The sequence below is a fragment of the Moraxella oblonga NBRC 102422 genome (assembly GCF_001598275.1).
In the GTDB taxonomy this organism is placed as follows: Bacteria; Pseudomonadota; Gammaproteobacteria; order Pseudomonadales; family Moraxellaceae; genus Moraxella; species Moraxella oblonga.
Genome location: NZ_BCYQ01000086.1, coordinates 1 through 2,018 on the forward strand (window position 1 = coordinate 1; position 2,018 = coordinate 2,018).

The following is a 2,018-nucleotide window of genomic DNA, read 5'->3' on the forward strand; positions in this document are numbered from 1 at the left end:
AAAGCGAAACCCAACCTACGCCACTAATAAGTTAATTGACCGTATTACCAAGAAAATGCAACCAGACCATATTTGGGAATTGCAACTGAAAGGACCAGATACTGCCGATAATTTAAAATTTTTAGATAGTTTCACGAATTGGCATATTGGTACCCAACAAATTCGTCCTCAAATCAGAAATCTGCCCGTGGGGACTAAAATCAAGGTTAATTTTGAAGAGTGCCAATATTATGAATTCATACAAATATTTATTCTCATTAGTTGAAAAAACCAAAGTTTTTATCTCTGAAAATCCAGATAGTATTACTTTTTGCAAAATAAATGATCCTTTATCATCAAATAATATAAATGATATTGCAACCGATCATCAAAAAATATTTGAGATATTTAATGGAGGAAGATTTGGTATAATTGATATTTGGGATAAAGATTTTTTGTCACAAATACAATATAGAGTTCCTAACAATAATGTTTGTTTATACGAAGTTGGTCAAATTTTATATAAGCCAATTTTCTTTAATAAATCAAGTAATACAATATTATTGACCGTAGATGACGATTTCAAATCTATTGATACTAATTTGGATTTTTATGAGTTTACACTTCATTACATCTTTGGGAGCGGATACTCTTCTTTGGTACAAAATGATGAAGCTGACTTATGGCTAAATTTTATAAATGATTTTTTAGCTCGTAGGTTGGGTTGAGCGATAGCAAAAACCCAATCTACGCCACTAAAATACAAGACCGAACGCAAGAAACCAATTTGATAAACAATTACAGAAACACCCACGGTCAGTTGCCGGCTGGCAACAAGACTTGTCATTAACTTATAAATTAAGTAAGGATAAAATATGGGAACATTTTTTAGCTGTGGTTATGACCAACAATATGCCAGAGATTTTGAAAATAATGTCATTCAATTAAAAGTAATTCGGTATATTACATACAATCTTGATGATACAAAATGGCAAGAGTCAATATCTCATCAGGTGCAGGAGGAGGATAAATATCACCGCAGTTTCTTTTTTGTGGTTAGATTATATCGTAAAGACAGGATTGAGCAATATAACTACAAATCTAATGCAAGATTTACCAAAGCCGACCAGCGTTTAGGTATGGATGTGATGCTTGATTTGGATAAATACTTGGATTTGCCTGAAGATGCCATCAGACAGATGATGTGTGATGATATATTTACTTATGTAGAAGCGATGCTCATTAAATACCAAAAACGACTACATAACCTTGATATTGAAGCATTTATGCCTTTATTTCAACAACGGATTTTAGACATCAAAAATGCAGTATTTGAAGACAATTTTTATGAAACATCGCTTTATCAAAGAATGCTATTGGCTGACCAATTATCAAAAGAAGGTGCGTCCGATACAGAACTGCTTAATCAACTCAAAGCCAATCATATAGTAGAAAATGGCTCATTACCAGCAGGTAATAAAAATTAGTCTGTAGATTGGGTTAAGCGATAGCAAAACCCAACCTACGCCACTAGACAAATCATTAATGATTTTGCAAAAAATCATACAAAGAGAGGTTGTATATGATTAAATTTAAAAAAGGCACTATTGCTATTTGGGCGGGTTTTTCCAATAAACCAATAGATGAATGGCTAAAGTACACAGTCGGTGTTGAGAAATCCAAAGGAAAAAGCCAAATTGAAAAAGAAATAGGTTATATAGATGTTGATTTTTTTGGTTACTATTCTACTGAAAATAATGAGATTATCTCAATAGATGACCTAATTGCAGAGGCTGATACACAGTCCCTAGAAACAGATAAAGAAATTATTGAACAATCTAAAAGATTGGGTATCAATAGTGGCAATAGATTGTATTATTATTGTAATTATGAATTTTTGCCAGATGGTATTGATAAATTATATAATGATTTGACTTTTATCGGTAATTTTGAAGATTAGCTTGTAGACTAGCTCAGTAGAGTTGGGTTGAGCGATAGCAAAAACCCAACCTACGCCACTTGGGGGGGGGGGGGGGAAC

4 protein-coding genes are annotated in these 2,018 nt (G+C 32.9%); all 4 read left to right on the top strand.

Features of this window, described 5'->3' with window-relative positions; all coding sequences use genetic code 11:
- The coding region (locus MOB01S_RS12720) for a hypothetical protein (protein ID WP_218016107.1) at positions 1–265 on the top strand (265 nt) is incomplete at its 5' end.
- Positions 231–707, top strand: coding sequence for a hypothetical protein (locus MOB01S_RS11960; RefSeq protein WP_066805835.1), 477 nt, complete (start codon positions 231–233; stop codon positions 705–707). The genes MOB01S_RS12720 and MOB01S_RS11960, both read left to right, overlap by 35 nt.
- Before the next feature lie 147 nt (positions 708–854).
- Positions 855–1,466 carry an Imm44 family immunity protein gene (locus MOB01S_RS11965; protein WP_066805837.1) on the top strand — a complete coding sequence of 204 codons (612 nt, stop codon included), beginning with the start codon at positions 855–857 and terminating at the stop codon, positions 1,464–1,466.
- A gap of 95 nt (positions 1,467–1,561) precedes the next feature.
- Complete coding sequence (locus MOB01S_RS11970) at positions 1,562–1,939, top strand: hypothetical protein (RefSeq protein WP_066805839.1); 378 nt, start codon at positions 1,562–1,564, stop codon at positions 1,937–1,939.
- Positions 1,940–2,018: the final 79 nt, after the last annotated feature.